Origin of the sequence: Rhizobium tumorigenes (assembly GCF_003240565.2) — a bacterium.
Classification (GTDB): domain Bacteria; phylum Pseudomonadota; class Alphaproteobacteria; order Rhizobiales; family Rhizobiaceae; genus Rhizobium; species Rhizobium tumorigenes.
This window is the reverse complement of sequence record NZ_CP117255.1, coordinates 1062292-1084508: the sequence shown is the minus strand read 5'-3', so window position 1 is coordinate 1084508 and position 22217 is coordinate 1062292. Positions and strand designations below refer to the sequence as shown.

General features: G+C 60.5%; 20 protein-coding genes. 9 read left to right on the top strand and 11 right to left on the bottom strand.

All coding sequences use genetic code 11. The annotated features are described in order from the left end of the window. Positions 1 to 65: 65 nt before the first annotated feature. Positions 66 to 416 carry an ArsR/SmtB family transcription factor gene (locus tag PR017_RS05360; RefSeq protein ID WP_111220638.1) on the bottom strand — a complete coding sequence of 117 codons (351 nt, stop codon included), beginning with the start codon at positions 414 to 416 and terminating at the stop codon, positions 66 to 68. A gap of 188 nt (positions 417 to 604) precedes the next feature. Between PR017_RS05360 and PR017_RS05355 the strand changes: the two genes are divergently transcribed. The 3 genes from PR017_RS05355 to PR017_RS05345 all read left to right on the top strand — a co-directional run bounded on the left by PR017_RS05355 (position 605) and on the right by PR017_RS05345 (position 2821). Further along, the gene (locus PR017_RS05355) at positions 605 to 1561 is read left to right on the top strand and encodes an MYG1 family protein (protein ID WP_111220812.1); all 957 of its coding nucleotides are present in this window, start codon (positions 605 to 607) and stop codon (positions 1559 to 1561) included. Between the two features lie 108 nt (positions 1562 to 1669). Beyond that, complete coding sequence (gene greA, locus PR017_RS05350) at positions 1670 to 2152, top strand: transcription elongation factor GreA (protein WP_111220637.1); 483 nt, start codon at positions 1670 to 1672, stop codon at positions 2150 to 2152. Between the two features lie 96 nt (positions 2153 to 2248). Next, entirely contained in the window at positions 2249 to 2821 is a 573-nt protein-coding gene (locus PR017_RS05345) for a pyridoxamine 5'-phosphate oxidase family protein (RefSeq protein ID WP_111220636.1), read from the top strand. A gap of 58 nt (positions 2822 to 2879) precedes the next feature. On the opposite strand, the gene PR017_RS05340 is transcribed toward PR017_RS05345, so the two are convergent. Together PR017_RS05340 and PR017_RS05335 are read right to left on the bottom strand one after the other, a co-directional pair. Then, the gene (locus tag PR017_RS05340) at positions 2880 to 5348 is read right to left on the bottom strand and encodes a penicillin-binding protein 1A (RefSeq protein ID WP_111220635.1); all 2469 of its coding nucleotides are present in this window, start codon (positions 5346 to 5348) and stop codon (positions 2880 to 2882) included. 246 nt (positions 5349 to 5594) lie between these two features. Continuing rightward, complete coding sequence (locus PR017_RS05335; protein ID WP_206423175.1) at positions 5595 to 6806, bottom strand: N-acetylmuramoyl-L-alanine amidase; 1212 nt, start codon at positions 6804 to 6806, stop codon at positions 5595 to 5597. Positions 6807 to 7514: 708 nt separating this feature from the next. On the opposite strand from PR017_RS05335, the gene PR017_RS05330 reads away from it, so the two are divergent. Next, the gene (locus tag PR017_RS05330; RefSeq protein ID WP_111220633.1) at positions 7515 to 10478 is read left to right on the top strand and encodes an Rne/Rng family ribonuclease; all 2964 of its coding nucleotides are present in this window, start codon (positions 7515 to 7517) and stop codon (positions 10476 to 10478) included. 369 nt (positions 10479 to 10847) lie between these two features. Here PR017_RS05330 and PR017_RS05325 read toward each other — a convergent pair whose 3' ends face one another. Next, positions 10848 to 12005 (bottom strand): pyridoxal phosphate-dependent aminotransferase, encoded by a 1158-nt coding sequence (locus tag PR017_RS05325; RefSeq protein WP_111220810.1) that lies wholly within the window; start codon positions 12003 to 12005, stop codon positions 10848 to 10850. A gap of 208 nt (positions 12006 to 12213) precedes the next feature. Between PR017_RS05325 and PR017_RS05320 the strand changes: the two genes are divergently transcribed. The 4 genes from PR017_RS05320 to aat all read left to right on the top strand — a co-directional run bounded on the left by PR017_RS05320 (position 12214) and on the right by aat (position 15797). Further along, positions 12214 to 12981: a DsbA family protein gene (locus PR017_RS05320; RefSeq protein WP_111220632.1), complete on the top strand. Its 768-nt coding sequence runs from the start codon at positions 12214 to 12216 to the stop codon at positions 12979 to 12981. A 373-nt stretch (positions 12982 to 13354) separates the two neighbouring features. Then, on the top strand, positions 13355 to 13819 hold the full coding sequence (accB, locus tag PR017_RS05315) for an acetyl-CoA carboxylase biotin carboxyl carrier protein (RefSeq protein WP_111220631.1): 465 nt from the start codon (positions 13355 to 13357) through the stop codon (positions 13817 to 13819). 7 nt (positions 13820 to 13826) lie between these two features. After that, complete coding sequence (gene accC / locus PR017_RS05310) at positions 13827 to 15179, top strand: acetyl-CoA carboxylase biotin carboxylase subunit (RefSeq protein WP_202617106.1); 1353 nt, start codon at positions 13827 to 13829, stop codon at positions 15177 to 15179. 3 nt (positions 15180 to 15182) lie between these two features. Beyond that, positions 15183 to 15797 (top strand): leucyl/phenylalanyl-tRNA--protein transferase, encoded by a 615-nt coding sequence (gene aat / locus PR017_RS05305; protein WP_111220630.1) that lies wholly within the window; start codon positions 15183 to 15185, stop codon positions 15795 to 15797. 907 nt (positions 15798 to 16704) lie between these two features. Here the strand turns inward: aat and PR017_RS05300 are convergent. The 5 genes from PR017_RS05300 to gatB all read right to left on the bottom strand — a co-directional run bounded on the left by PR017_RS05300 (position 16705) and on the right by gatB (position 20562). After that, positions 16705 to 17142, bottom strand: a complete 438-nt coding sequence (locus PR017_RS05300) for a DUF2155 domain-containing protein (RefSeq protein WP_111220628.1) — start codon at positions 17140 to 17142, stop codon at positions 16705 to 16707. A gap of 108 nt (positions 17143 to 17250) precedes the next feature. Continuing rightward, positions 17251 to 17649, bottom strand: coding sequence for an NADH:ubiquinone oxidoreductase subunit NDUFA12 (locus tag PR017_RS05295; protein ID WP_111220627.1), 399 nt, complete (start codon positions 17647 to 17649; stop codon positions 17251 to 17253). Between the two features lie 109 nt (positions 17650 to 17758). After that, on the bottom strand, positions 17759 to 18220 hold the full coding sequence (locus PR017_RS05290) for a GNAT family N-acetyltransferase (RefSeq protein WP_111220626.1): 462 nt from the start codon (positions 18218 to 18220) through the stop codon (positions 17759 to 17761). Between the two features lie 330 nt (positions 18221 to 18550). Then, positions 18551 to 19054 carry a GNAT family N-acetyltransferase gene (locus PR017_RS05285; RefSeq protein ID WP_111220625.1) on the bottom strand — a complete coding sequence of 168 codons (504 nt, stop codon included), beginning with the start codon at positions 19052 to 19054 and terminating at the stop codon, positions 18551 to 18553. Between the two features lie 2 nt (positions 19055 to 19056). After that, positions 19057 to 20562 (bottom strand): Asp-tRNA(Asn)/Glu-tRNA(Gln) amidotransferase subunit GatB, encoded by a 1506-nt coding sequence (gatB, locus tag PR017_RS05280; protein ID WP_111220808.1) that lies wholly within the window; start codon positions 20560 to 20562, stop codon positions 19057 to 19059. A gap of 180 nt (positions 20563 to 20742) precedes the next feature. Here gatB and PR017_RS05275 point away from each other — a divergent pair, with 180 nt between their 5' ends. After that, positions 20743 to 21192 (top strand): DUF1810 domain-containing protein, encoded by a 450-nt coding sequence (locus tag PR017_RS05275; RefSeq protein WP_111220624.1) that lies wholly within the window; start codon positions 20743 to 20745, stop codon positions 21190 to 21192. A gap of 13 nt (positions 21193 to 21205) precedes the next feature. Here the strand turns inward: PR017_RS05275 and PR017_RS05270 are convergent, their stop codons facing one another. Both PR017_RS05270 and PR017_RS05265 read right to left on the bottom strand, forming a co-directional pair. Further along, on the bottom strand, positions 21206 to 21715 hold the full coding sequence (locus PR017_RS05270) for a GNAT family N-acetyltransferase (RefSeq protein ID WP_111220623.1): 510 nt from the start codon (positions 21713 to 21715) through the stop codon (positions 21206 to 21208). 209 nt (positions 21716 to 21924) lie between these two features. After that, entirely contained in the window at positions 21925 to 22158 is a 234-nt protein-coding gene (locus PR017_RS05265; RefSeq protein ID WP_111220622.1) for a hypothetical protein, read from the bottom strand. Positions 22159 to 22217 lie beyond the last annotated feature (59 nt).

Below are 22217 nucleotides of genomic sequence, written 5' to 3'. Positions count from 1 at the left end.
AACGGATCGCTTTGCAGCCGGCCGGGAAAACTCTGTTACATCGCTCAGCTTCACTTTGGCGCCGCTCATGTCGGGTTTTCCTGTCCACAGCGCGGAATCAGTCTGGACACCAGGGGCGCGCAAAGGGCGGGATCTCCGCCGCAGCAGTCTTTGATCATGAAAAGGGTCAGGCGTTCGAAGCCTTCCAGATCGGCGCGGTAAATGATCGATCGGCTGCGGCGCTCGCTCCTGACCAGGCCTGCGCGAGACAATGTCGCCAGATGCGCCGACATGGTGTTCTGCGGGATATCCAGCATCCGCGCCAATTCGCCGGCCGGCACTCCGTGTGGCTCGTGGCCTACGAGCAGGCGGAATGTCGCGAGCCGCGTCGATTGGGCCAGGGCTGCAAAAGCCAGAATCGCATTGTCATTTTCCATATATCCAGAATAACGGATATGTTGATGTCGTCAAGTCGAATCCACTCCCCGGAATTGGAGGCGATGCCGTTCCCGCCAAGTGACGTTGCGCCCTATTCGCGATGTCACGGGGTTGAGATCGCCGGCGGCATTGGTTATCTGGTGCGTTGAACAGGCTGGCATTCCGCCAGACACGGGGCACATACGGCATGAATCCAGATTTTCTCGTCACCCATTCCGGTGGCTTTCATGCCGACGAGCTTCTGTCGAGCGTCATCCTCACCAAATTGTACCCCACCGCGCGAATCGTCCGCAGCCGGTCACCGGAGTGGATCAAGCCGAATCCGGATCGGATCATTTACGATGTCGGCGGCAGCTATGACGCTGACCAGCAGATCTTCGATCACCACCAGCGCGGCGCGCCCCTGCGCGACGACGGCCAGCCCTACAGCTCGTTCGGTCTGATCTGGAAGCACTACGGCCGCGACTATCTCGCCGCGTCGGCTATTGCAGACGCGGACATCGACCTCATCCATGCTTCCTTCGACGGCAGCTTCGTCCTGCCGATCGACCTCATGGACAATGGCGCTCTCAGCCCGACGGGACCCCTGGCCGGGCTGACGCTGCCGGCGCTGCTGGAAACGCTGAAGCCGGTGTTCGACGAGACGGACCCGGAGGCCGACGACCGTTGTTTTCACGCTGCTCTGGCAATCGCCCGCAGCTTCGTCGATGCGCGGATCGCCCGCAGTGCCGCGAAATTACGTGCGGAGGCATTGGTCCACAAGGCTATCGTCGATGCCGGGGATGGACGTATCCTCGAACTGCCCATGGGCATGCCCTTCCGCCCGGCTATCGTCAAGGCCGGGGCCGACCAGCTGCTGTTCGTGGTTCACCCGCGCGACAAGGACTGGTGCGTGACCGGCATTCGCCGCGCTTCAGAAGGCTTCGAACTGAGAGCCGACCTACCCGCCGCATGGGCGGGACTCACGAATGGCGAACTGGAGGCGGCGTCCGGTGTCGAAGGCGCCAGCTTCTGCCATAATGGCCGCTTTATCGCCGCAGCGAGGACGCGGGAGGCTGCCCTTGCCATGGCGGCGCTCGCCGTCGACGAGGCCATCGCCATCGGCCTGAAACCGGCAATCGACGCGGAACCCGCCACCGCCTGACGCCGCGATACACGAAGATTGGCGCCTTTGCGTGGAACAGCGTATCGTGGAGGTCGTTGTCTTCCGCACATAGTTTTGTGCTCGCAAAGTCTGAAATGGAGTTAGAGATTGGCCGTTGCCTTCACAAAGGAAGAGAGTTTCGAAACGGCGTCCGAGACCCTGTTGCCGGATCGTCCGATTTCCACACACCCGAACCTTGTGACTGAAGCGGGCCTTAGGGCGCTCGAACTGCAGATGCAGCAGGCGCGCGCCGCCTATGAGGTGGCAAGCAAGATCGACGAGGTCAACGAGAGGCGTCGGCAGACGGCCAACCCGCTTCGCGATACCCGATATCTCGCGGCCAGGCTTCGGACCGCACAGGTGATCCCTGCCCCCGAAAACGCCGATACCGTCGGCTTTGGCAATACCGTCACTTTCAGCCGCGACGATGGCAGGGTGCAGACGTACCGAATCGTGGGCGAGGACGAGGCGGACCCAAAGGCCGGATCGATATCCTTCGTCTCACCCGTCGCGCGCCTTCTGCTCGGCAAGGCTGTCGGCGACATCGTCGTCATTGGCGATGGCGAACTCGAGATCAAAGCGATTTCGTAAACTGGATCAAGATCTCGGACTTGAATCCGCCAATGGTCATAAATTCTTCGCAACACATCGGCTTGGCATGCTGGAATTAGAACTCTAAAGTTCGGCATGGCCAAATTTTTCGAAACGCTAGAACCCCACCACCATCGCTTCATAGCCGCGCAGCACATGTTCTTCACCGCGACGGCGGCCCCGACGGGCCACGTCAACATGTCGCCCCGCAGCACAGACCTGTTCCGCATTCTCGGCAACAATTCTGCGATGTATCTCGATCGTAGCGGTAGCGGCAACGAGACTGCCGCCCATCTGAGGATAAACGACCGGCTGACGATGATGTTCTGTTCCGTCGAGGGACCGCCACTCATCCTCAGGCTCTATGGCAAGGGACGCGTCATTCACCGCGATAGCGGCGAATTTGCCGAACTGCTGCGGGAAAAATACGAAAACACAGCACCGCTTGGGGCACGCCAGATGGTGTGGCTCGATTTCGACATCGTCCAGACATCCTGCGGCTACGGCGTTCCCCTGTTCGAGTACCGGGAAGAGCGCTCACAGATGGACGCGTGGGCAAACGCAAAGGGTGTCGATGGGATCGAGGACTACTGGCGTGAAAAGAACCAGGTCAGTCTGGACGGTTTTCCGACCGGTCTGTTCGAGACGCCGGCAGCCGCCAAGTCGTAGTGGCGGTATATCGGAGCCGGCCTCACCAGCAACTTCCGCTTAATCCAGCAACTTCCGCTTAATAAAGTCCGCCACTGCCTGATGTCACGGCCTGGTTGGCCTGCGGTGAAGTCTTCAGGATCTCTTCCGGCGCCAGTTGCACCTCGCCACCGGCATTGCCGGCACCGATGACGGTGTAGGAGGTCGCAGGGCCCGTGCCGGGCTTGAATGCCTCGACGATCGAATCGGGATCGCCGGGCTGGGCGGCCATGCCGGTCTTGCGATCGACGGATGCCATGGTCATGCCGGTCGGCACAACGAACTTCTCCGGTGGCTCGCCCTTGGTGGCAGCCTGCATGAAGTCGTTGAAGATCGGGGCGGCCAGAGAGGCGCCCTGCACGCCGCGACCGAGATCGGTCGGCGTGTCGTAACCGACATACAGACCAGCCACGAGGTTCGGGGTGTAGCCGACGAACCAGGCATCCTTCTGGTCATTGGTGGTCCCAGTCTTCCCGGCAACTTCGGTGTTGAGCTTGATCTTGCCGGCAGCGGTGCCGCGGATGATGACGCCCTGCAGCATCGACGTCACCTGGTAGGCGGTCATCGGGTCGAGAACCTGTTCGCGGTTATCGACAACCGTCGGCTCCTGCTGGTTCTGCCAGTCCGTGGCATTGCAGCCGTCGCAGACGCGCTCCTCATGCTTGAAGATGGTCTTGCCGTAGCGATCCTGGATGCGGTCGATCAGCGTCGGCTTGATCTGCTTGCCGCCGTTGGCGATGACCGAATAGGCGGAGACCATGCGTAGCACAGTCGTTTCGCCAGCGCCGAGCGACATGGCAAGCACAGGCGCCATCTTGTCGTAGATGCCGAACCGTTCGGCATATTCGGCAACGAGGTTCATGCCCATGTCGTTTGCCAGCCGCACGGTCATCAGATTGCGCGAGTGCTCGATGCCGAAGCGGAGCGTATGGGCGCCGCCGCCCTCGCCTTCGTAGTTTTCCGGGCGCCAGACCGTACCGTTCGACAGCTGGATTTCAATTGGATCGTCGAGCGCGACCGAGGCCGGCGTATAGCCGTTATCCATTGCAGCAGCGTAGACGAACGGCTTGAAGGACGAGCCAGGCTGGCGCATGGCCTGGGTGGCGCGGTTGAACTGCGACTGGCCGTAGGAGAAGCCGCCGACCATGGCGAGAACGCGACCGGTATGCGGGTCCATCGCCACGAGGCCGCCCTGTACCTTCGGCGGCTGGCGGAGGCGGTAGCCGGCAGAGTCAGTGAGCTTCTCGACATAGATGACGTCGCCGGGTGACAGGACGCCGGCCGGTGTTTTCGCCGTCTTGCCATTGGCTTCGGCGGAACGATAGGCCCAGCGCATATCGGCGGCTGCAATCGAGGCGCGCTTGCGCTCTGTTGACAGCTTGCCGGATGGATCGACATCCGGCTGCAGGCCGATATCGACGCCATCGCTCGAGACCGCCAACACGACGGCAATCTTCCATTCGGGAACATCGGACAAGGCAGGGATTTTCGAGAGCTCGATGCCCCAGTCTGTCGCTGTGGAGATCTGCTTCAGCGGACCGTGATAACCACGACGCTCGTCATAACCGACCAGACCATCCTGCAGCGCCTTGCGTGCCTCGATCTGCAACTGCGGATCGAGCGAGGTGCGGACTGAAAGACCACCTTCGTAGAGCTGCTTGTCGCCGTACTTATCGATGATCTGCCTGCGCACTTCTTCCGAGAAGAAGTCGGCCGCAACGACCGTGCCGCCGGATCTGCGGGTCACGACGCCGAGCGGCTGCTTCTTGGCATCCTCGCCGTCGGCCTGGCTGACATAGCCATTCTCGACCATGCGGTCGATGACCCAGTTGCGGCGGGCGATGGCGGCGTCGGCATGACGGAAAGGATTGTAGTTCGCAGGACCTTTCGGCAGCGACGCCATATAAGCAGTCTCGGCAATCGTCAGGTCCGTTACCGGCTTGTCGAAATAGGTCAGCGACGCAGAGGCGATGCCATAGGCGTTGAGGCCGAAGTAGATCTCGTTGAGATAGAGTTCGAGGATCTTGTCCTTGCTGTAGGCCTGCTCGATGCGGAAGGACAGGATCGCTTCCTTCAGCTTGCGGTCGAAGGTCTGGTCGGCCGACAGCAGGAAGTTCTTGGCCACCTGCTGGGTGATCGTCGAGGCGCCCACCGGACGACGACCGGAACCGAAATTCTGCAGGTTGACGAGTACGGCGCGGCCGAGACCGGTGATGTCGACGCCAGCGTGGTTGTAGAAATTCTTGTCTTCGGCGGAGAGGAAGGCGGCTTTGACGCGATCGGGAATAGCCTGGATCGGCAGGAAGAGACGGCGTTCGCGGGCATATTCGGCCATCAGCGCGCCGTTGCCGGCATGGATGCGGGTGGTCACCGGCGGCGCGTAGTTGGCCAGCACTTCGTAATTCGGCAGATCCTTGGAGACGACGCCCAGATAAACGGCGGCAGCCGCAGCAGCGCCGACGAAGACGATGCAGGCCAAGCCAAAGAAATATCCAATAAGTCTGACCATATCGTCGCTACCAGTGTGTGTAGAAAAATTCGGCGCACGGGCAAAATATCCGCATACCCGGGCGTCTTGCACGCGCGAAGCCTATTAGCAAGAGATCAGAGGCGACAAAAGCCCTTTGCTCCGCCTCCTCCACCATAGTTCCGTTCGACGGCGGCAATGTGAGCGAAATAGGGCTCTGTCGCCTCATTCTCCAGTCGGCGGCGGACCTTCTGGCCGGCCTGTGGCAGACAAGCCACTATATGCCAATCAACCACCGTTTGCGACCGTCACCGCCCTGTATTGCCGAACTGCCTCGGTCAGCCGGTCCACCAGCTTGCCCCTCCACTCTTCGTCGAGCAGCAGCTTTTCGTCTTCCTTGTTGGACAGGAAGCCGAGTTCGACCAGGATGGAGGGTACGTCGGGCGCCGTCAGCACCTGGAAGCCTGCATACCGGTGGGGATTGTTGATCATCGCGATCTGGCCCTTGAAGGAATTCAGGACATCCTGCGCCAGCGATACGGAAAAGGCCTGCGTCTCGCGTCGGGTGAGGTCAGTCAGGATGTCGGCCACACCCGGCGGCGGCGCCTTGACCTCGCTGCCAGCCAGCTTGTCGGAAGAATTTTCACGGTCCGCGACATCTGCGGCCAGCCGATCCGACGCCTTGTCTGATATGGTGTAGACGGTCGAACCGCGGATATCCTTTTGCTTCAACGTGTCGGCATGCAGCGATATGAACAGGGCGGCGTGGTTCTGGCGGGCGATCGTCACGCGCTGCGACAGCGAGAGATAGGAATCGCTGTCACGGGTGAGGAAGGCCTTGATACCGGGCTGGGCGTTCAACTTTTCCGTCAGCGCCTTGGCGAAGGCGAGCGTGATCTGCTTTTCGGGTGTCAGGCCGTCGCTCGCCATGGCGCCGGCATCGATGCCACCGTGGCCGGCATCGACCGCAATCAGGAAGTCGTTCGGCTTGACGTTCTCGACGGGGACCACGGGGCCGACATCGGCGGCGGTATCCTCGTCGGTCCAAGTCTGCTTGCGCACGAGATCGGCGTATTGTTCCGGCGGCACCATCTCGGCGTCGAGCACCAGACGGTATCCCCTGCCGGTTTCGTTCGACTGCACCCGCGCGACCACCAGCTTGACCGGTTTGATGGCAGTCAGAACGATGCGGGCACTGTCCTTGTCCATCGTCCCGTATCGGATATCCTTGAAAAGCCCGCGGGCATCGAGATCCTTTGCCGGAAAACCGAAGGCGGTGGCAGGCAGATCCACAACGACACGTGGCGGATCGGCGAGGTAATGCACGGCGACGGACGGCTCGCGGTCGAGTTCGATGACAACGCGTGTGCGGGCGTCGTCGCCAGCAATGCGGGCACCATAGGCAAGGATCGGATCGGCGGAGGCAGCGGTGACCGGCGATGCAGCTGATGGCACAGTGGCCGGAGCAGCGTGAGCAGTCGTCATCGTTGTAAGAAGCATTACGCCGACCGCCACCAGAATTCTGCCGCCTTGCCTTGCGCTCACCAGATACACCCCGCCATGCTTCAGTTCCTTAAATCGATCGACACGCCCATCCGGCAGCACTATGAACCCCGCGGGAGAAGACGCCGAAAACGGCTGATTGCAGCCCACGTTCAGCGTCAAACCGGGCTCCGAATCGCACAATGATCGCCAGCTATGGGTTCATCCGAGGAATCCATCATTATTATGGCACACTTGGCTTTGTCCTTGCTATTGTGACGGTTAGATCATACAACGAACAATAGGGTAGAAGTGTTGACGGGATAGAGTCGCCGCAAAGGCAGCCGCCCAAATCTATGGCGCCACAACCGGCCATCGTCCGCCGTCTGAGTGCTTCCATCCTGATACTGGATCCCGAATTTCCGGCTTCGTGCAGGAATTTCATCGGTGGAAAAGCCACCAAACGCCCTTCAAGAAGGGCAAATTCATCGGACCCAACTGGGTCTAGGGCATTGTCGATCTCGCTTGGTTACGGATGTTGTCGCAGCAGCTTTTTTCTAAAGTGTACAGGCCCCGGGTTCTCCCGGCTGTTGTCTGGCTGTTGCGCAATCGCAGAGACCCATCGCGACTATCATTATCCGGCGCCGCAGTGGCGGAGTGCATCCAGCCTGTCTTAACGACAGTCCGGTCATATCCCCAGGGGCTGCGCCGAGGAGCACAGCTTTCATGGCAGACAAAATGCTTATCGACGCGTCTCACGAGGAAGAGACGCGCGTTGTCGTGGTTCGCGGGAACCGCATAGAAGAATTCGACTTCGAGTCAGAGCACAAGAAGCAAATTCGCGGCAACATCTACCTGGCCAAAGTCACCCGCGTCGAGCCGTCCCTGCAGGCTGCATTCGTCGATTACGGCGGCAACCGGCACGGCTTCCTGGCCTTTGCCGAAATCCACCCCGATTATTACCAGATCCCGCTTGCCGACCGCCAGGCGCTGCTGCGCGCCGAGGCTGAAGAGCATCGCCGCGACAACGACGTCGAACACGTCGAGACCGCCTTCGATCTGGCCGAGCAGGAGCAGCCGGATGTCGGCATCGTCGCAGCGCCGGAGCCTGTCGCTCCCGTTGCCGAAGATGCCGTGGTTGCACAGGAACACGTCGCTGCAGAAGCCGGCGCCGCTGCTGCCGAGCCGGCACCTGTCGAGGTTTCCGCCGAGCCGGTTGCCGATGCCGAGCCAGCAAGCGCTGAAGCGCCAGTTGCAGAAGCTGAAGCCGAAACACCTGTAAAGAAGGTCGCCAAGCCACGCCGCAGCCGCGCCAAGAAGGTTGTCGCCGAAGATGCGACGCCATCCGACGTCGAAGCGCCGTCATCCGACGGCAGCGACGAAGGTTCGTCCGGCTCGATGGCTGCCATGGTCGAAACCGACGAGGTTTCGGAAGACGTCCGTCCGTCCGGCCGTCGCAACAACGACGACGATGACGACGACGACCACGAAGAAGAGATCATCGAATCGGTTGGCGCCGAAGACGCCATGGAAGAGGTTCCCGAGCGTGCCGCGCGCCGTCCGCGCAAGCAGTACCGCATCCAGGAAGTCATCAAGCGCCGTCAGATCCTGCTGGTTCAGGTGGCCAAGGAAGAACGCGGCAACAAGGGTGCAGCACTCACCACCTATCTGTCGCTCGCCGGCCGTTACTCGGTGCTGATGCCAAACACTGCACGCGGTGGCGGCATTTCGCGCAAGATCACCAACCCGCAGGACCGCAAGCGCCTGAAGGAAATCGCCCGGATGCTCGAAGTGCCTTTGGGCATGGGTGTCATCCTGCGCACGGCTGGCGCCAACCGTACCAAGGTCGAAGTCAAGCGCGACTTCGAATACCTGATGCGCCTTTGGGAGAACGTTCGCACGCTCACCCTCGCCTCCACGGCGCCGACGCTGGTCTATGAAGAAGGCTCGTTGATCAAGCGCTCGATCCGCGATCTCTACAACAAGGACATTTCGGAAGTCATCGTCGCCGGCGAAGAAGGCTATCGTGAAGCCAAAGACTTCATGAAGATGCTGATGCCGAGCCACGCCAAGGTGGTCCAGCCTTACCGCGACATCCATCCGATCTTCTCGCGCTCCGGCATCGAGGCGCAGCTTGACCGCATGCTGCAGCCACAGGTGACGCTGAAGTCCGGCGGCTACCTGATCCTCAACCAGACAGAAGCGCTGGTAGCGATCGACGTCAACTCGGGCCGCTCTACCCGCGAGCACTCGATTGAAGAGACGGCGCTCCAGACAAACCTGGAAGCGGCCGAGGAAGTCGCCCGCCAGCTGCGCCTTCGCGACCTTGCCGGCCTGATCGTCATCGACTTCATCGACATGGAAGAAAAGCGCAACAACCGCGCTGTCGAGAAGAAGCTGAAGGAATGCCTGAAGGACGACCGCGCCCGCATCCAGGTCGGTCGCATCTCGCATTTCGGCCTTCTCGAGATGTCGCGCCAGCGTATCCGCGCTTCCGTGCTGGAATCGACCACGCAGGTCTGCTCGCATTGCGGCGGCACCGGACTGGTGCGCTCGCAGTCGTCGGTTGCCCTGCATGTGCTCCGCGGCATCGAAGAATATCTGCTGAAGAACACGACGCACGACATCACCGTGCGCTGCACGCCGGAGACGGCGCTCTACCTGCTCAACCACAAGCGGGCGACGATCATCGATTATGAAAACCGCTTTGGTGTGTCGATCATCATCGACAGCGACCCGAGCGTCGGTGCCCAGCACTTTGCCATCGATCGCGGCGAAGCCGTCGAGAACCCGGTAAAGATCGAAACCCTGTTCAACTTCGCTGCCATCGAGGAAGACGAGGACGACGACGTACCCGTCGAGATCGACGAGGACGAAGAAGAAGAGATCGAGGAAAAGGCCGCTCCTGTCGAACAGGCCGTGGCACGCTCCGAGGGCGACCCGAACCGCAAGCGCAAGCGTCGCCGTAGACGTCGGGGCAAGAATGGCGGGGCCGACGGCCAGGTCATGCAGGATGCCGACGGCAATGACATTGTTGGCGACGACAGCGACGACGCCGATGGTGACGACGAGGACGACAGCGACGACGACAAGGCCGCAGTCGAGGGCGAAGGCGAAGTTTCGGCACTGTCGAGCGACGAGCAGGGCAAACGCAAGCGTCGCCGTCGTGGCAAGCGTGGCGGTCGCCGCAATCGCGACGAGAACGGCAACCTGATCGCCGACGGCGAAGGCACGGACGGCGAAGAAGCAACGTCTACCGACGAAGGCGACGAGAGCGCAGCAACGGGCGTGACGGCAGAGGCGCCCGCCTTTGAGCAGCCTGCCTCAATCGAGGCCGAAGTTGCGACCGAGGAACAGGTCAAGCCGAAGGGCCGTAGCCGCCGCAAGCCAAAGGCCGAGGTTGCCGAGGCACCTGCAGCGGAAACCGTTGCCGAGCCTGCAGTTGCCGCCGAACCTGTGGTGTCTCAGCCCGTGGTCGTCGAGCCAGAAGCTCCGGTTGCCGCAGCTTCCATCGCCGAGCCTGCAGCATCCCCGGCGACAGAAGTCGAGAAGCCTGCCCGCGCCAACCGCCAGTCCAACCTCGCCTCCTCCGAGCCTGCGGTCAAATCGACCCAGGCCACGGACAAGGCAACAGACGGCGACGGCAAGCCGAAAAAAGCCGGCTGGTGGCAACGCCGCGGCTTCTTCTGAAAGATTTTCGGAGGCCAATGAATAAAATCCGGCTGCAGCGATGCAGCCGGATTTTTTTATGGGGTGTTTGAGGCCACCGCCGGATGGCTTTCATCGCTTAGGCAAAAGCCCATGGCGACTACACGGTATCGATCTGGGGCGCTGCAGCCTGATCTCCCCCCTTGTGGGGGAGATGTCACCGGAGGTGACAGAGGGGGGTGGCTCGACAAATTGGGGTCTTGGTAGTCACCCCCCTCTGTCGGCCGAGCCGACATCTCCCCCACAAGGGGGGAGATTGAGCCGGGGCGGACATGGCCTTTACCTCATCTTTCGAATCAACGGCTTGTTTGTTTGATTCCGCGGATGCTGCCAAGCCTATGAAAAGTCAGACTATTTCAACCAGTCTGCGAGCCGCTCAACGGCTTCTTCTATCTCGGCGTTCGAGCCCGCATAGGAAAACCGCAGGGCTCGGAATCCTTCCAGCGGATCGAAATCCAGGCCGGGGGTGGCGGCGACGTTGATCTCGGCGAGCATCTTGCGCGCAAAGCCCATGCTTTCGTTGGTGAAGCGGCTGACGTCAACATAGGCGTAGAAGGCGCCGTCCATGGGCGAGGCGATCGAAAAGCCGATCTCCGGCAGGCGGCGGGCGAGCAGATCGCGGTTTCGGGCGTAGCTCGCCTTGTAGACGTCGAGTTCGGCGTTCGCACCGAGTGCTGCGGTGGCTGCGATCTGCGACAGTTCCGGCGCCGCGATATAGAGGCTTTGGGCGACACGCTCGATCGGACGCACCAGGCGCTCCGGCAGCACCATCCAGCCGATCCGCCATCCGGTCATGCAGTAATATTTCGAGAACGAGTTGATGACGATGGCGTCATTGGTGATTTCGAGCGCGCTGGTCTCCCCTCCGACGAACGTCAGACCGTGGTAGATCTCGTCGGAAATGAAGGCGATGGCGTTGTCAGCGCAGTAGGCGGCCAGCGCTGCCAGCCCTTCCCGGCTGGTGACGGTTCCTGTCGGGTTGGCGGGGCTCGCAAGCAGCACGCCCTTCAGTTGCTTGCCACTTTCGACCTGCGCCGTCTCGAGGCTCTCGGGCGTCAGCGTGAATGCGGTCTCGGCGCTGACCGGCACCTCGACCACCTCGAGCCCGAGGGCAGACAGGATATTGCGATAGGCGGGATAGCCGGGCCGTGCGATGGCGACGCAATCGCCGGGATCAAAAAGTGCGAGGAAGGCGAGATTGAAGCCGGCCGACGAGCCTGTTGTGATGGCGATGCGCGCGGGGTCGATGGAAAGGTCGTGGCGGGACTTGTAGTGGCCGGATATCGCCTGCTTCAGGGCAGCCATGCCGAGCGCGTCGGTATAGCCGATGCGGCCGTGCTCCAGCGCGCCGCGGGCGGCCTCCAGCGCGGCCTTCGGCGTCGGGTGCGATGGCTGGCCGACGGCCATGGAAATGACGGGATGACCGGCCTGACGGCGCCGCGTCGCCTCGGCCAGAACGTCCATGGCGTGAAACGGATCGACGTCGCTGCGCTTGGATAGGGAAAACAAATTCAGCACCTTCTCGACTGTTGCGTGGCCAGACAATTGCCGCAAAGCGCGTGTGTTCACAATGGCGCGATTGCACGGCGCTGGTGAAATTAGCTGTTTGACGTTTTGGCGCGGCACCTTACCTTGCGGCCTAGTGTCGGCAGATGTTAACCACGCGGTGATAGCTGAACCCGGACACCCTGCCCAGCGACCAGATGACGAGGATTTTATGGCCCTGCTTTCGAAAACCCTGATGAGCCTTTCGGCGGTTGCCCTGTTCTCGTCGCTTGCCTTCTCCCAGCCAGCGCTGGCGATGGACGAGGCGCAGAAGAAGGAGATGGGCGACTTCATCAAGGAATACCTCGTCAGCCATCCCGAAGTGATGCTGGATGTGCAGGCTGCGCTGGAGAAGAAGCAGGAAGAGCAGCGCCTCAGCCAGTCGAACAAGGCGATTTCGGACAACAAGGACGAAATCTTCAACGGCAAGTCCGATGTCAACATCGGCAATGACAAGGGCGATGTCACCATCGTCGAGTTCTTCGACTATAATTGCGGCTACTGCCGCCACGCGCTGGCCGACACCGACACGCTGCTGAAGACCGACAAGAACATCCGCTACATCCTCAAGGAATTCCCGATTCTCGGACCGGATTCGGTGGCAGCCTCGCGTGTTTCCGATGCTTTCCGCCGTCTGGCACCGGCAAAATATGCCGAGTTCAGCCACACGCTGCTCTCCAGCGAAGGCCGCGCCACCGAGGACAGCGCCATCGAGGTTGCCGGCACGCTCGGCGTCAAGGATGATGCGCTGCGCAAGGAGATGGCCGCCAACCCGAACACCGACAGCGTCAAGGCCACATACCAGCTGGCGACAGACCTCGGTGTCACCGGCACGCCGGCCTATGTCATCGGCAACGAGGCGGTCTCCGGCGCCATCGGCCTCGATGCACTGAAGGAAAAGGTCGCCAGCGTGCGTGCCTGCGGCAAGACGAGCTGCTGATCGGCTGGTCTGCGTACCCATCCACATCATATTGCCGCAATCGCCCCCTGTTAGATGTGGACAAGGGCTGGCTGCCGCAGCGGCGCGTGCGTCCCGTGCCTTGGGGGCTTTCCTCCGGAGGCGCGGGAGTCTATAGGTTGCCCTGGACTTTGACGGAACCGATGATGACGCACACCATTCTTCTCCTCAACGGCCCGGCGCTTCCAGCGTCAGTCGTGCCTGAGCCAGACGCTGGCGACAGCGGGATCCCCAAGCTACGGGATGCGGCCCACGAAGGAAGCGGTGCGCGGCGGCGGCCCGCCTAGTAAACGACAGAGGCGCATCGCGCCTGACCAGATTGACGCAATAACAAGAATGACACAGGGCAAATTCCATGGCTGACAACAAACCGGGTATCGACGAGGCACTGATCCGCAATCTCGCAAACATCCTCAACGAGACCGATCTGACGGAGATCGAGGTCGAACAGGACGATCTGCGCATCCGCGTTTCCCGCGCCGGCACGACGCAGTATGTCCAGGCGCCGATGATGGCGGCGCCGCAGCAGATGGCAGCACCGGCTGCAGCCGCTGCCGCCGTTCCGGCTGCCCTCGTACGCAATCCAGACAACGTCGTTTCGGCACCGATGGTCGGCACTGTCTACATGGCCTCTGCTCCCGGCGCCCGCGCCTTCATCGAAGTCGGCGCCATGGTCAAGGAAGGCCAGACGCTGCTGATCATCGAAGCCATGAAGACGATGAACCAGATACCTGCGCCGAAATCCGGCAAGGTGACCGAAATCCTCATCGAAGACGGGCGGCCGGTCGAGTATGGCGAAGCTCTCGTCATCATCGAGTAGTAGGCCCATGCCCATGATTTCCAAGATCCTCATAGCCAATCGCGGCGAAATCGCCCTTCGCGTGCTGCGCGCCTGCAAGGAGCTCGGCATTCCGTGCGTTGCCGTTCACTCGACGGCCGATGCCGATGCGATGCATGTGCGGCTTGCCGACGAGAGCGTCTGCATCGGCCCGCCACAGGCCCGCGATAGCTATCTAAACATTCACCAGATCGTTGCTGCCTGCGAGATCACCGGCGCAGATGCCGTGCATCCCGGCTACGGCTTCCTGTCGGAGAACGCCAAGTTCGCCGATATCCTGGAAGCCCACGGCATCACCTTCATCGGCCCGACAGCCGAACATATCCGGCTGATGGGCGACAAGATCACCGCCAAGCTGACGGCAGTCGAACTCGGCATCCCGGTGGTTCCCGGCTCCGACGGCGAAGTCAAGACCGAAGCCGACGCCATCAAGACGGCTGCCGAAATCGGCTACCCCGTGTTGATCAAGGCGACGGCGGGCGGCGGCGGACGCGGCATGAAGCTGGCGCATTCGCCTGACGATGTGCTGGAGGCCTGGTCGACGGCCCGCTCGGAATCGCTTGCTGCCTTCGGCAACGACGCCGTCTACATGGAAAAATACCTGACGACGCCGCGCCATATCGAAGTCCAGGTGTTCGGCGACGGCGAAGGCAACGCCATCCATCTCGGCGAGCGCGACTGCTCATTGCAGCGCCGCCACCAGAAGGTCTGGGAAGAAGCCAATTCGCCGGCGCTCAACGTCGAGCAGCGGATGAAGATCGGCCAGATCTGCGCCGATGCCATGAAGAAGCTGAAATATCGCGGCGCCGGCACCATCGAGTTTCTCTATGAAAACGGCGAGTTCTATTTCATCGAAATGAACACCCGCCTGCAGGTCGAGCATCCGGTAACGGAAGCGATTACCGGCATCGACCTCGTGCACGAGCAGATCCGCGTCGCCTCCGGTGGCGGTCTTTCGGTGACGCAGGACGAGGTTCATTTCCAGGGCCACGCCATCGAATGCCGTATCAACGCCGAGGATGCGCGCACCTTCGTGCCCTCGCCCGGCACGATCACGCATTTTCACGCGCCGGGCGGTCTCGGCGTACGCATCGATTCCGGTGTGTACCAGGGCTACAAGATCCCGCCCTACTACGACAGCCTGATCGGCAAGCTGATCGTTCACGGCCGTACCCGCGTCGAATGCATGATGCGGCTGCGTCGTGCACTCGACGAATTCGTCGTCGACGGTATCAAGACCACCCTGCCGCTGTTCCAGGATCTGGTCTCCAACCAGGATATCGCCAATGGCGATTACGATATCCACTGGCTGGAGCACTACCTCGAAAAGCCGGTAGAGTAAGCAATGGCAGGCTCCCGCAGAAGATCGCAAGGGCTTACCCCCGAGATCCTTCTGCGGGCCTATTCCATCGGCCTTTTTCCGATGGCCGAATCGGCCGACGATCCGGAGATCTTCTGGGTCGAGCCTGAGATGCGTGGCATCCTGCCCTTGGACGGGTTCCACGTCTCCAAAAGCCTCGCCAAGACCGTCCGCAAATCCCCCTTCGAAATCCGCTTCGACTACGATTTCGACGCTGTCATCGCCGCCTGCGGCGAAGCGACGAGCGGTCGGCCATCCACCTGGATCAACTCCACCATACGCAGCCTCTACTCCGCCCTTCACCGCGTCGGCCACACCCATTCGGTCGAAGCCTGGGACGGCAACGACCTCGTCGGCGGCCTCTACGGCGTCTCGCTCGGCTCGGCCTTCTTCGGCGAGAGCATGTTTTCACGCCGGACGGATGCGTCGAAGATCTGCCTGGTGCATTTGGTGGAGCGCCTGCGGCAAAAGGGGTTCACGCTGCTGGACACCCAGTTTACGACCGATCACCTCAAGAGCTTCGGCGCAATCGATGTGCCGAAGGACGAGTATGCGGTGCTGTTGAAGGCGGCGATGGAGTCGCGAAATTTACTATTCTAAATAATAAATCGCTTTACTCAGACATCGCCATGGGTCTTCACAAAATAGCTGACGCTCTTTTCGGAAATCAAAGCAACGCTTATAGCAACTCCCATCGTTGAGCAATAAAGAAATAAACTAACTATGAAGAGCGAAAAAAGCGGTCTATAAACCGACAATTGATAAATTACATATGTTTCGCGAAAGTTGGACTCATACAAAACCCAAATGATTGCGGCTGTGATAGTCACCCCATAAGCGATCACCTTGAAAGGTATTTCCTTTCCGCTTTTTATACTTTCAATATTACGGCATGGCATAACGAATACTGCGACCGCAACGTACGCAAATCCATACGAATAGCATAAAAACGCAGAAACGCAGTTTGCTATCGCAATATATGCAATAGTGTTGGTATCAACTTCGAAACTTCGTAGGGCGGAAATATATTCATAGTTTTTAGGAAAAATTTCGACGTAGTTGGAATTCAAAAAACTTTTAAAATCATGAAAATGAGAAATTATCCAAAAGGATATCAAATTCGCGAAAATAAGAATTGGCAAACTATATACGAGGAAGAGAAAAAACGGAACAAAATTGGATTTTTGGTCTTTCGAAGTTCCCATGAGGCAGCCTCGGATTCTTAAGATGGAGAGTGCATAAAACGACCTTGACGATATCTTAGATGCAGACAGGCAACTAGCTATTGCCAAGCACAAAAAAATGCGCCACTAAGCCTTTTTGCTTCGGCCCTAATCTACAATTCGCAGCATTTGAAGAGTCCAGGTGCGCCTCTCCGACCCGGACGACATCGACGGTCAAGTTCGTTGGCATTCAAATCGGTGGTGGCGCATTTCGATCCGCGCCTCACCACAACGGCGTTTCTGACGCTTAACAAATCGACGCCGCTTCAAATCAAAAATTCGGCTCAATTCGTCTTCGCAGCATCCGGCGGCGGGACGTCGGACTTTTGTTTGCACTCTTTCAGCCAGACGTCGTAGATCGGGTGCTCGACGGCGTTGAGGCCGGGGCTGTCGGCGAACATCCAGCCGGTGAAGATGCGGCGGATGCGGCGGTCCAGCGTGATCTCGTCGACCTCGACGAACCCGTCAACCTTTTGCTGCTCGGCATCGTCGCGCGAATAGCAGGCTTTTGGCGTCACCTGAAGAGCGCCGAATTGAACGGTTTCGTTCAGGTATACGTCGAATGTGGTGATGCGGCCGGTGATCTTGTCGAGGCCTGAAAACACTGCGACAGGATTGGAGATACGGGCGGCTTCGGCCGGCACGGATACTGCGATGGCGCCAAGGGCAAAAATCGCTGCGGTCGCCGCACGCAAAGAAGCGCCTCGCGTGAAAAACGTCATATCCGCCAGTCTCCAGCGTGGTATCGGTCGGCAGAACTCATGCAATGAGCAGCCGGTTTGCAGCGCGTAAACGCCAAATGTGGCCAAAGCGCGGGTTGGGCGATCCGATCAGTTGCCGGGCGTCCACGCGTCGTAGTCGCCGGTGACGCGCGGGCGCTCGCCGGCAACGGCAAGCGAACCCGGCGGGCGATAGGCCTGCGGCGTGCCAGTCAGGTTCTGCTTGTGAGCCTTTTGCCATTCCTTGGGGACGTAGGTCTCCTCCGACGGCGGAACGTCTGTGCGATGATGCATCCAGCCGTGCCAGCCCGACGGGATGGCCGAGGCCTCGGCATAGCCGTTATAGACGACGTAGCGCTTGCGCAGGCCGTAGGACGACATGCCGCCTTCATAGTAGACGTTGCCGGCTTCATCCTCGCCGACGCGCTTGCCGAAGCGCCAGATCGCCAGCCGGGTGCCGACAGTCGCACCGTTCCACCAGGTGAAGGTCAGCAGCAGGAATTTCATCATTGTCTTTTCCTCGAGGCCCGGCGAAACCGCGCGGGCGGGAGCAGAATTCGATCCAAAGCTTATGCCGCCGGAAGAAGTTATTGTCCAGCGATTCCAGCCGATCCGGCTGTCATTTCAGCGCCATCTTGAAGCCCAGATGGCTCGGCTTGAAGCCCAGCCGCTCGTAGAAGCGATGGGCATCCTTGCGGGTCGCGTTGGATGTCAGCTGCACCACTCTCGCGCCACGACGCTTTGCGTCCGCGATACAATGGTCGATCATCGCGGCACCGATCCCCTGCCCGCGCATGTCGTCGCGCGTCTGCACCGCCTCGATGATCATTGCCGACCCGCCCCGGCCCGTGAGCGATGTGGTGAACATGGTCTCGAAGGTGCCGACGACTTCGCCGTTGCGCTCCGCGACATAGAGGGTCTGGTCGGACGAGGCTGCGATTGTCCGGAAGGCTTCGAGATAGGCCGGGAACGCTTCCGCATCCAGCGTGTCGCCGTGGCCGCCGAGCGGGTCGTCCGCAAACAGCGCGATCAGGGCGGGAAGGTCTGCCTCGCGCGCTTCGCGGATGGTCAGGCTGGTCATGGATTTCTACCTTCGTGGCTGGCCATCTGGTGGCTGGTTCCTAGCACCGTCTGCATCGTATTCATCTCGCCCGAGACTGCGGCGAGTACCCCCCTCTGTCGGCTACGCCGACATCTCCCCCACAAGGGGGGAGATCAGCCGCAACCGCAGGATCGCCTGACCAAAGGGCAAATAAACTTCACTGCCTTTGGGACAGGCGATGCATCTCCAGCCAATCTCCCCCCTTGTGGGGGAGATGTCACGAAGTGACAGAGGGGGCGAGCTTGCGCCGGATGAAATGATGCCGGGTGAGCCAGCAACGCGATGGAAAGCGGTGAGATATTCAGTCAGTCAGTGGCTGGTCAAGGCGCGCTCGAACACCAGTGTTGGCAAGCCGGATTGCTTCGGCCCATCATTCTTGTTCCGACCGACTTCATCGAAGCCGAGGCTCTGGTAGAAGGCAATGGCTTGTGCATTTTCCGGCTCCACCTCGACACGCATCCGGTCGGCATCGGGAAAACAGGTCTCGAGCTCTGCGAAGAGATCGCGGCCGACACCTTGGCGCTGCGCCGAAGGCCGGACGTAGAGCATGTGCAGCACGGCGACCTTGGCCGTCTCCTCGGAGAGAGCCGCATAGCCCATGCCGCCGAGCTCCTTGCCGTCGTCGGCGACGACAAACTCGGAATCCTTCTTCTCCAGGCGTGTTTTCAGCGCTGCAGCCGAATGCCAGGACGCATGGATCTCCTCGACCTTGGCTGCGCCGTAGAGATTGTCGTAGGTCGCATGCCAGGTCTCGTTCAGCAGCGCGCGGACTTTGTCGAGGTCGCGGGCGCTGGCGGTGCGGACAAAGTACATCCCTACTCCTCAATGATGCCGAGCTTGGCCTTGACCAGAGCCTGCACGGCCTGCGGGTTTGCCTTGCCGCCGGTCGACTTCATCACCTGGCCGACGAACCAGCCGGCGAGTGTCGGCTTGGCCAGAACCTTGGCGACCTGATCCGGATTGGCAGCGATGATCTCATCGACCGCCTTTTCAATGGCGCCGGTATCTGTCACCTGGCGCATGCCGCGGCTCTCGACGATCTCGGCCGGATCGCCACCCTCGGTGAGGATGATCTCGAAGACATCCTTGGCAATCTTGCCGGAGATGGCCTCGGACTTGATCAGGTCGAGAATACCGCCAAGCTGGGTTGCTGAAACCGGAGTCTCTTCAATGCTTTTGCCGGTTCTGTTCAAGGCGCCCAACAAGTCGTTGATGACCCAGTTTGCGGCCATCTTGCCATCGCGGCCAGCGGCCAGTGTCTCATAATAATCGGCAATCGCCTTCTCGGACACCAACACCGACGCGTCGTAGACGGAGAGGCCGAGTTCGCGCACGAAGCGCTCCTTCTTGGCATCCGGCAACTCCGGCAGATCCTTAGCGAGTGCAGCGATGAAGGCATCGTCGAATTCCAGCGGCAAAAGGTCCGGATCGGGGAAATAGCGGTAGTCGTGCGCGTCTTCCTTGGAGCGCATCGAGCGGGTCTCACCCTTGGCCGGATCGAACAAGCGGGTTTCCTGGTCGATGGAGCCGCCGTCTTCCAGAATGGCGATCTGGCGGCGGGCTTCGTATTCGATGGCCTGACCGATGAAGCGGATCGAGTTGACGTTCTTGATCTCGCAGCGCGTGCCGAAATCGCCGCCGGGCTTGCGCACGGAAACGTTGACGTCGGCGCGCATCGAGCCCTCGTCCATGTTGCCGTCGCAGGTGCCGAGATAGCGCACGATCGAGCGCAGCTTGGTCATATAGGCCTTGGCTTCGTCGGACGAGCGCATGTCGGGCTTGGAGACGATCTCCATCAGCGCCACGCCGGAGCGGTTGAGATCCACATAGGACATGGTGGCGTGCTGGTCGTGCATCGACTTGCCGGCATCCTGCTCGAGGTGCAGACGCTCGATTCCGATCTCGATATCCTCGAACTGACCTTGGCGATCGGGACCGAGCGAGATGACGATCTGGCCCTCGCCAACGATCGGGTCCTTGAACTGCGAGATCTGGTAGCCCTGCGGCAGGTCGGGGTAGAAATAGTTCTTGCGGTCGAACAGCGAGCGCTTGTTGATCTGCGCCTTCAGGCCGAGACCGGTACGCACCGCCTGCGCGACGCATTCCTCGTTGATCACGGGGAGCATGCCGGGCATGGCCGCATCGACCAGCGAGACGTTGGAATTGGCCGGTTTGCCGAACTCGGTCGAGGCGCCGGAGAACAGCTTGGACTTGGAGAGGACCTGCGCATGCACCTCCATGCCGATGACCACTTCCCAGTCGCCTGTGGCGCCGGGAATGAAGCGTTTCGGATCGGGCGTGCGGACGTCGACAAGGGTCATGGGATGCTCTTCAAAGGCTGGATTTCTTGTCTGTGAGGTAAAGGAAATGGCTTTGGCGTGCAAGGCTTTCGGGTGCTGCGGACGGCAATTGATCGACGCCCGCGCCCCGTCGCCGGCCATTGCCTTGCCGGAACGCCGGCGCGCCCAAAATATAGATGACGCGCACGCAGGAGAATGACGATGACCGCTTCGACCGACCCCCATGACCTCGACAGGTTTGTCGATGCGCAGGCTGGCATATACGAACAGGCGCTGCGGGAACTCATGGCCGGTGCCAAGCGCTCGCACTGGATGTGGTTCGTGTTTCCGCAGATCGCCGGGCTCGGCGCATCATCGATGGCGCAGCGATACGCGATCCGCTCCAGGGAGGAAGCATCGGCCTACCTCGCCCACCCTCTGCTCGGGAAGCGGCTGAGGGACTGCGTGCAGGCAATGCTCTCTGCCGGAGGTATGGCAGACGGCGGGCGCTCCGCCCGCGCCATCCTCGGTTCTCCCGACGATCTCAAATTCCGATCGAGCATGACGCTCTTTGCAGCCATCAGCGAGCGCGAAGAGCTTTTCCAGCAGGCACTCGATCGCTTCTACGAGGGTATCCCTGACGAACGGACGCTGGCGCTCATGAGAGGCTGATCTTTGACCACCTTCAGAAGCCGCGGCCGTAAAAGTCGTCGTCCGGCGGAAGCAGCGATTTCGACAGGCCGACCGTCGGCAGATCCCGGTCGAGCGAGGGCGAATAGACGACGGACAGCCAGTGGACGGTATAACCATGCGCCTTGAAGAAGCCGATAGCCTCGGCATTGCCGGAGTGGGTCTGCAGCGCTGCGGTATCGAAGCCCTGGGCGGCAATGTCACTCTCGATCTGCGCCAGCAGGGCCGAACCCAGTCCCTGCCGGAGTTCGTCGGGGTCGATCCAAAAATCCGTGATGTTCTCGTCCAGCTTTTCGCGCGCCGCCCAGCCGCAGGCAATCCCATGATTTTCGACAACGGTGATCGTCAGCCACGAGTCGCGTGCAAAATTCGAGAAGGAGTCCCTGGCGCCGTCCATCATGACGTCGCTGTCACCAATCGCCGCCATCGCCCTTTGCCAGGCGCGAAGCCCGATGTTGGTCAGGATCTCTGTCTCGCCTTCATGGGCATTGCGAATGTGAATCATGAGCACCCCACGCGTTACCGGCCCAGTAAAACATTTGATGACGGCTTTTGCCAGATGCTCAGCGAAGCTGGCTAAGAGACAATCACGGTTTCCGTGGCTGTATACAACCGCTGGCCATCGAGACCTTAGTGTGCGCGAGATCCTTTGGTGCCGCCAACGAGGCAAGGCCCCGGGATTGTTGACTTTGGTTCCGGGCCTCTACGGCCGTTTCAATCAGAACCCAAACCGGCAGGAAGTAAATCGAGATAGTCCAGCAACACGTAGATCAGCGCGAAGACGATCACCACCATCAGCAGATAGCAAGCGACCTCCAGCGCGACTTTGATCACGTCAGTCGGCTTAGACGAGGTCCGTTGATCATGATGCCACTTTATGGCGAGGAACATACCCGTGCCCAGCGCGAGAACTTTGAACGTAATAAAGACTATAGGGACCCAATCCATGGCTTGAATATTTCCTGGCTATTGATCGACGCCCATAACGATCTCCGAGGAAATCAAAC